The sequence below is a fragment of the Amycolatopsis kentuckyensis genome (assembly GCF_002155975.1).
Classification (GTDB): domain Bacteria; phylum Actinomycetota; class Actinomycetes; order Mycobacteriales; family Pseudonocardiaceae; genus Amycolatopsis; species Amycolatopsis kentuckyensis.
Genome location: NZ_MUMI01000676.1, coordinates 1 through 7,157, shown reverse-complemented (window position 1 = coordinate 7,157; position 7,157 = coordinate 1). Strand labels below are relative to the sequence as shown.

6 protein-coding genes are annotated in these 7,157 nt (G+C 72.6%); 2 read left to right on the top strand and 4 right to left on the bottom strand.

The features are described 5' to 3' along the window. The coding region (locus CCN39_RS45450) for a hypothetical protein (RefSeq protein ID WP_086853122.1) at positions 1–267 on the top strand (267 nt) is incomplete at its 5' end. Between the two features lie 53 nt (positions 268–320). On the opposite strand, the gene CCN39_RS45445 is transcribed toward CCN39_RS45450, so the two are convergent. From CCN39_RS45445 to CCN39_RS45435, 3 genes are read right to left on the bottom strand one after another with little or no spacing between them, the layout of a single operon-like run. Beyond that, positions 321–1,328 (bottom strand): S-adenosylmethionine:tRNA ribosyltransferase-isomerase, encoded by a 1,008-nt coding sequence (locus tag CCN39_RS45445; protein WP_086853120.1) that lies wholly within the window; start codon positions 1,326–1,328, stop codon positions 321–323. Next, positions 1,325–1,996: an SDR family NAD(P)-dependent oxidoreductase gene (locus CCN39_RS45440; RefSeq protein WP_208630668.1), complete on the bottom strand. Its 672-nt coding sequence runs from the start codon at positions 1,994–1,996 to the stop codon at positions 1,325–1,327. The genes CCN39_RS45445 and CCN39_RS45440 overlap by 4 nt, the downstream gene beginning before the upstream one ends. Before the next feature lie 44 nt (positions 1,997–2,040). Then, entirely contained in the window at positions 2,041–3,414 is a 1,374-nt protein-coding gene (locus tag CCN39_RS45435; RefSeq protein ID WP_086853117.1) for a purine-cytosine permease family protein, read from the bottom strand. A 134-nt stretch (positions 3,415–3,548) separates the two neighbouring features. On the opposite strand from CCN39_RS45435, the gene CCN39_RS45430 reads away from it, so the two are divergent. Further along, entirely contained in the window at positions 3,549–5,093 is a 1,545-nt protein-coding gene (locus CCN39_RS45430) for a sensor histidine kinase (RefSeq protein ID WP_086853114.1), read from the top strand. A gap of 47 nt (positions 5,094–5,140) precedes the next feature. On the opposite strand, the gene CCN39_RS45425 is transcribed toward CCN39_RS45430, so the two are convergent. After that, on the bottom strand, positions 5,141–7,072 hold the full coding sequence (locus CCN39_RS45425; protein WP_086853112.1) for a S53 family peptidase: 1,932 nt from the start codon (positions 7,070–7,072) through the stop codon (positions 5,141–5,143). Positions 7,073–7,157 lie beyond the last annotated feature (85 nt).

The following is a 7,157-nucleotide window of genomic DNA, read 5'->3' as shown; positions in this document are numbered from 1 at the left end:
ACCAGCGCCGTCGTCTGGGCGATCCCGGTCGTCACGGGGGCGGCGGTGGCGCTGGTGCTGTGGGTGGCGTCGGACCGGGCGTTCCTGCTGCGCAACTGGCTGCCGGTGGCGATGTCGATCCCGGTGTACCTGGGCGGCGCGTTCGGCCTGGTGACGGCGACGGCGAGCCTGGTGGCGTCGATCGTCAGCGGGATCGGGCTGGGGATCGCGGCGGTGGTGGTCGCCGGGCTGCTGCGGTCGCGGCGGCGGGTCGAGGCTGGTCAGTAGGGCTTGGGCCGGGGTTGTCCACAGGCTGCTCACGCTGTGGACAACCCCGTCGATCAGCGGCGGAGCAGGAGTGACACGTCGCCGAACTCGTGCCACAGGTACCGCTCCCGCACCGCCGCGTCGTAGGCCCGCTGAACGACCTCCGCCCCGGCCACCGCCTCCAGCAGCAACAGGTGCGAGGCCTCCGGGGCGTGCAATCCCGTGACGATCCCGTCCACCACCCGCGCCGGGCGGTCCGGGCCCAGCACCAGCTCCGTCCAGCCCTCGGCCGCGCGGACCTCGCCGTCCGAAGCCGCCGATTCCACGGCCCGGGCCGCGGTCGTGCCCACCGCGATCACCCGGCCTCCGCGGGACCGGACCCACGAGACCAGCGCCGCCGTGGCCGGGGGGACCCGGAAGCGCTCCGCCTGGGGTGGCTCCGCCGCCTCCGGGGAGGACACCCCGGTGTGCAGCAGCAGCGGGGCGAACAACACCCCGTCCGTCACCAACCTCGTCACCAGCTCCGGCGTGAACGGCCGGGCCGCCGAAGGCATCTCCGCGCTGCCGGGCTCGCGGGCGAACACCGTCTGGTAGTCCGCCAGCGGCCACTCCCGCGGGACGTACCCGTAGCGGATCGGCCGGCCGGCCGCCTCGAGCACCGAGGGCACCTCGGCCGACGAGGAAGCCCGCCACAACCGGGCCGCTCCCGGGACCAGCGGGGCCAGCAGCGTCAGCGACGCGTCCCCGGCCAGCGAAAGGCGCTCCCCCGGGCGGCCGTCGAGCAAGGGGCCTCCCGGTGCACGCAACTCCACGACCCACGAGCCGTCGTCGAGCGCGGTCGCGAAGTGGACCACGATCGGGCGGCCTTCGCGCCGGGCGTCGACCGCCGCCGGGAGGGTTCCCGACGTGTTGACCACCAGGAGGTCCCCCGGCCGCAGGTGGTCGCCGAGCGAGGTGAACGCCGTGTGGTGGACGCCCGACGGCGCTGCGACCAGCAGGCGGACCTCGTCGCGGGACAGGCCGCGGGCCTCCGGCGGGGCGGTCGCCGACAGTTCCGGGGGCAGGTCGAACCGGACGTTCACGCCGGCACCAGGAGATCGGCCGCGCGGTAGCGGCCGCTGGGCGGGCGCTCGTCGAGCAGCCTGAGGAACGCCGGGACCGCGGACGACGGCAGCGGCCGGTCCGAGATGTCCTCGCCCGGGAACGCGCGCTGGTGCATCGCCGTGCGCAGGTCGCCCGGGTCGATCGCGTACACCGGCAGGTCCGGGTGTTCCGCGCCCAGCACGGCGGTCAGCTGATCGAGGGCTGCCTTCGCGGAGCCGTAGCCGCCCCAGCCTTCGTACGCTTCGACAGCCGCGTCGGAGCTGACGTTGATCACCGCGCCGCGGGCCACCGCCAGAGCCGGGAGCAGCAGCTGCGTGAGGGCCAGCGGTGCGAAGACGTTGACGCGGTAGACGTCCTCCAGGTCCGGCAAGGGGTAGCGGGCCAGGGGCGGCAGGGGGCTGACGCCGAGCGAGCTGGCGTTGTTGACGAGCAGGTCGAGCGATGGGCAGGCTTCGGCCAGCGAGGCACGGTGGGCCGGGTCGGTGACGTCGCCGGGGATGGCCGTGAAGCCGTCCTCGCGAGCGGCCGACGCCAACGCGGCCGCGTCGCGGGCGTCGCCGATGACTGTCCACCTGCGACGGACCAGGGCGGCCGCGAGGGCGCGGCCCAGCCCGGCCGAGGCGCCGGTGACGAGTGCGGTGGGCATGGTTCCTCCTTCGAGGGGTACCACACCATCGTGAAACCTCTACATTACTCGAGGTCAACCGGAGCGCGGCCGCGCAGCAGGAAATACGCTGCCAGCGAAACGACGAGGCCGACGTAGTACGCGAGGTCCGCGCCGTGCAGCGCCGCCGCGACCGGTCCCGTGTAGAGGGACGTGTTCATGAACGGCACCGCCGCGCCGAACCCGATCACGAACGCCACCACCGCCGCCCACGGGCGCACGGACACCGACGCCAGGACGTCCACGCGCCGGCCGCCGCGGGTGCGGGCGAGCCAGTCCGGGACCACCACGCCGAGGAACGGCGGGATCCAGTACGAGACGAACAGCAGCACGTTCTCGAACTTCGCCGAGAGGTCGCCGCTGTGCATCCAGAGGATCAGCGCGAACGCCAGCACCGTGACGACCACCGCCGACACCGGGCGCCGCAGCCGGACGCCGACCGTCTGCAACGCGAGCGAGCCGCTGTAGTCGTTCATCGCGTTCGACGACACCGCCGCCAGCGCGATCACGGCCAGCGCCAGCGCACCCAGGAACCCGCCGCCGAGCAGCTGGACGATCCCGGACGCCGTGTGGTCGCCCAGTGCCGACCCCAGCGCGAGCCCGAGGCCTTCGCCGATCGCGTACGAGACGACGAGGCCGAGCAGCGTCGCCCAGAAGACGCTCCGGGACGACGTCGAAGCGGGCAGGTAGCGGCTGAAGTCCGACGCGTAGGGCGCCCAGGAGATCGCCAGCGACAACGTGATCGTCGTGAACAGCACGACCCCGCCCGCCAGGTCGGCACCGGACGCGGTGTCGGCCACGGCGATCGGGTGTCCGGAAAGGACCTTCACGGCCAGCGCGGCGAACGCCAGCACCAGCAGCACGCTCATCACCGCCTGCACGCGGTGGATCAGCGCGTAGCCGAACACGCCGAGCGCGCACTGCAGCACCAGCACGATCAGCACCGCCACCCAGAACGGCAGCCCGGTCAGCTCGGCCAATGCCTCGCCGCCGAACAGGCCGACGAGGGCGTCCCAGGCGATCGAGCCGAGCCACTGCACCAGGCCGGGCAGCACGACGCCGCCGCCGAACGGCAGCCGGGCGAGCGGGAGCTGGCCGGTGCCGGTGCGCGGGCCCCACGTCGACAGGTACGCCACCGGCAGCGAACCCAGCACGGTCCCGAGGAGCATCGCGACCAGGCCCGTCCGGAAGCCGAGGCCGAGCGACGCCGCGAGGGTGCCGGTGAACACCGCCGTCATCGTCAGGTTCGGCGCGAACCACACGCTGAACAGCCGCCACGGGCGCCCGAACCGGTTGCCCTCGGGCACCGGCGCGATGCCGTGGGTTTCGATCGCCAGGTCGTGCCCGCCCGCGGGCATCCGCCCGCCGAAGACCTCGGCGTCCAGACCACGTCCGCTCATGTCCTTGCCTCCTGTCACGATCACCCTAAAGCGCAGCCGCGTGGTGTAACGCGACGGCCCGAACGGGCGAATCACGGTTAGCCGTTGCCGGACCGCTCCACCCCACCGCCAAGACCCACCGGGAAGGTCGCGAAGTGCAGCACCCGCGGACGTCGGTGATGACGGCTCTCCTGGCCGTCGGGTGCGCGCTCGGCATCGTCGCGCTGACGCTCAAAGCCGGCGAAGGCACCCACTCGGTGCTCGACACCGCGCTCAGCACCACGACGGGGTTCCTCTTCCTGCTCGCGGGCGCGGTCGCGCACGTGCGGCGCCCGGCCAACCCGATCGGGGTGCTCATCGCCCTGGCCGGTGTCGCCCTGTTCCTGGAGGACCTGCAGTTCACGCACAACCCGGTGCTGTACACGATCGCCGTCCCGCTGCGCGCCGCGTCCAGCCCGGTGATCGCGCACCTGGTGCTCGCCTTCCCGCACGGCCGGCTCCGCTCGCGGTGGGAGCGGCTGCTGGTGGCCGCGGCCTACCTGGTGGTGCTCGGCTCGGGCCTGCTCGGGCTGCTGGTCGACGACGACCCGCGCGACCTGCTGGCACCCTGGCCGGGCAGCGGCGCCTTCGCCGACCGCGTCCTGGAGCTGGCCGCGACGGCGATCAGCGCGGGTGTCGTCGTCGTGCTGCTCTACCGGTGGCTGACCGGGCGGCTGCCGCAGCGGCGGCTGCTGTCGCCGGTGGTGGTGATCGCCCTGGCCGGCGCGCTGACGTCGGGGGCGGGCACCGCGCTCGGCGACGCACACCCGCTGTCCGGCCCGCTGCTGCAGGCGTACCGGATCCTGTTCTGCCTGTGGCCGCTGGCGTTCCTGGCCGGGGTGATGCGGGCCCGGGTCGGCAACGCCGAGATGATCCGGCTGCTGCTGGAGCGCGACGGCACCGGGCTGGCCGCGCTGGTGCAGGACGACGAGGTGTGGAAGGACAGCCGGTCGATCGACGCGCTCAACGCGGCCGCCGGGCTGGTGCTGGACAACCAGCGGCTCACCGCCGAACTGGAGCAGCGCCTGGCCGAGGTGCGCGCCTCGCGAGCGCGGCTGGTCGCGGCCGGCGACGAGGAGCGCCGCCGCCTCGAACGCGACCTGCACGACGGCGCCCAGCAGCGGCTGGTCAGCGTCGTGCTGCTGCTGCGGATGGCCGGCCGCCGCTCCGGCGACGGGCTGCCACCGGAGATCCGCGCCCTGCTCACCGGGGCGGTCGACGAGCTGCAGACGGCGATCACCGAGCTGCGCGAGCTCGCCCGCGGCATCCGCCCGGCGATCCTGACCGAGGCGGGCCTGGTCGCGGCGGTCCGGTCGCTGGCCGACCGGATCCCGATGCAGGTGGCGCTGACGGTCGGCACGGTCCCGCGGCTGGACGCGGCGGTGGAGGCGACGGCGTACTTCGTGACGTCGGAGGCGCTGACGAACGCGCTGAAGCACGCCCGGACCGACCGCGCCGACGTGCGGATCGAGGTGGCGGGGGCGGAGTTGCGGGTCGAGGTGACGGACGCGGGCGTCGGCGGCGCGGACGCCGAGGGCGGAACCGGGCTGGCCGGGCTGCGCGACCGGGTGCAGGCACTGGGCGGCGAACTCGACGTGGCCAGCGGGGCCGGGGGCACCACGGTCACCGCCGTCATCCCCCTGGCGGCCGAAAAGCCGTGAAGGCCGTCCCGAGGGAGCCCTCGGGACGGCCTTCACGGGCTTCTGAATCAGACGAGCAGCAGGAACAGCAGGCCGTTGGGCGTGCCGAGCCCCGTCACGTCGTCGTAGCCGGGGGTGGTGTGGATGGTCAGGCCCTGGTAGTCCAGCGTGCGGACCGAGCGGAGCAGGCCGTCCGTGGCGTCGACCGAGTTCGCGTAGTCGACGCGGGCCACCGCGGCGTCCACGTGCTTCACGTCGCTGATCGCCGACGTGCGGGACGTCAGCTTGTAGATCACCGGGTTGATGAAGCCGTGGTGGAAGTGGTCGAAGCTGTCGGCCACCGCCATGATGCCGGCGAACACCGGCGACGCGAGGCTCGTGCCGCCGATCCGGTACTGGTCGTAGTGCGCACCCTCCGGGAAGGTCTGCGTCTGGCCGACCAGGAAGCCGGTGTTCGGGTCGCCGACCGCGGAGATGTCCGGGACGACGCGGCCCTTCTTGTTGCCGGTCTGGTTCTTCTTCGCCAGCGCGTCCGGGACGACACCCTTCTGGTAGAAGGGCTGCTCGAACAGGCGGCTCGTGCCGCCACCGGAACCGCTGGTGTAGTTGGCCGGGCCGTAGACACCGTTGGTCAGCAGCGACTTGCTGGTCTCCCAGCCGGTCTCGAAGATCCGCTTGCCGTCCTTGCCGATGGCGATGGACGTGCCGCCGACCGCGGTGATCCACGGCGCCGAGGCGGAGAAGTCCGGCGACGGCGTGCCGAGGCGCGCGACCTCGTCACCGTTGTCGCCCGAGGAGAAGTAGACGCCGATGCCCTCGAGGACCGCCTGCAGCGAGATCTGGTTGAACACCTTGACCTCGTCGGCCGGGATGTCCTCGCCGGTGTCGCCGTAGGAGTTCGACACGATGTCGGCCTTGTGGCCGGCGACCACGTAGTTCAGCGCGATGTCGAGCGAGTTGTCCTGGCAGTCGGACCCGCCGACGTACAGGATGTTCGCGCCCGGCGCGAGCCCGTGCGCGGCCTCGACGTCGAGGGTCTCCTCGCCGTACCAGCCCGCCGCGTCGCACTGGTCCGGCGGCTCCAGCTCGGGGTTCACCGGGAAGACGTGCTGCGAGAACTGGCTCTGCTTGAGCGGGTGCGCCGGGTCGTTCTTCTTGGCGTACGTGCTCGCGTCCGAGTAGATGGTCGGCGAGGCGAAGGCGTCCACGATCGCGATCGTGGTGCCCTTGCCGTCGGCACCGACCTTGTCGATGCCGTAGGCCGACCGCAGCTGGGCCGGGGTGTAGCCGCAAGGGGCGTACGGCAGCTGCTTGCCGTTGTAGGCGGGATCGGTGGTGTCGATCTTCTCGCCGTAGTAGGCGCTGCACGGCGGCGCGTTGCGGAACCCGGGCCCGGGCGCGACGTCCGACGGCGTGCCGGAGCCGGTCGCGTGGTCCGGCTTGAACAGGTTGGTCGCCTGGTCGACACCGACGACGCCGAGGACGTCACCGGCCAGGTTCGCCGGCACCGACAGGTTCTTGTCGGCGGCGCGCAGCGTCTGGCCCTTGACCCGGTACTTGCCGAGGTCGACGGCGAACGCGTTCTCCGTCTGGGCCGCGGTGCCGGTGGCTTCGACGTAGGCGCGGTTCGACGGGATGTCGCCGATGCTGAAGCCGTTGCCGGTCAGCCAGGACTTGACGGCGTTCACCGTGGCGTCGCTGGCGGCGAAGCGGTCGCGCACCTGGTCCGGGCTGAGGTACTGCCGGTAGGTCCGGCTGTCCGGGTCGGACACGGCCTGGGCCAGCGCCTCGGCACCGGCGTTGTCGCGCTGGTTCAGGTAGACCCGGAAGCTCAGCTTCGCGGCGGGCGCCGTGTCGGCGACCTTCGCCTGCGCGTTCGCCCACAACGGGTGGGACTGCGGGATGTCCTGACGCCCCTGCGCGGACGCCGTCGCCGGCAGGGTGCCGGTCAGGCCACCCACCACCGCGAGCGAAAGGAGCAGGGTGGAGCTTCTTCGCACAGAAATCTCCCTCTTCGAATGCGGCCCCCAGAAAATGGGCCTTGGAACACCGGCTGAGACTAGATCGGTGTTCCACTCGCGGGGA